General features: G+C 66.7%; 1 protein-coding gene. It reads right to left on the bottom strand.

What is annotated here, in order from left to right; genetic code table 11:
* On the bottom strand, window positions 1-486 hold a 486-nt coding region (locus tag EOA23_RS35360), incomplete at both ends, for an alanyl-tRNA editing protein (RefSeq protein ID WP_145966630.1).

Below are 486 nucleotides of genomic sequence, written 5' to 3'. Positions count from 1 at the left end.
TGCGGCCCGGCGGGCGGACGTTCTTCAATTTGACCAGGCCGGGATTGGCCGCGAGCTCGTCGTCGGTAATCAAACGGGTGAAGACCGGATGGTCGGCGCGCACCAGCTCCATCAGCCGGGCCGTCACATCTTCCTTGGTGAAGCCGGTGTCGGGGATATCGAAGTCGACACGGCTGTCGTCCTCGGCGACCGCCGCTCCGGTGATCGGAAACGGGCAAACGACGGTCAGCAGGTGGCAGGCGGTATGCATGCGCATCAGAAGGTGCCGCCGCTCCCAGTCGATCGAGAGCTTCAGCCTTTCGCCGACTGCGGGGAGCGGCTGCTCCGGCGCCGGCACATGGATGATCTCGTCCTTGGTCTCGCCGGTGATTGTGGCGGCGATCGCGATGCGGCCGCCGTCCGCTCGTTCGAGCGTGCCGGTATCGCCCGGCTGTCCACCCGACGTGGCGTCGCAGATGGTGAGGTCGAGACGGATGCCACCCCGAT

The organism is Mesorhizobium sp. M2A.F.Ca.ET.042.01.1.1 (assembly GCF_003997405.1).
Lineage (GTDB): Bacteria > Pseudomonadota > Alphaproteobacteria > Rhizobiales > Rhizobiaceae > Mesorhizobium.
Note: the sequence above shows the minus strand (reverse complement) of the source record. Positions and strands in the feature narration are given on the sequence as shown.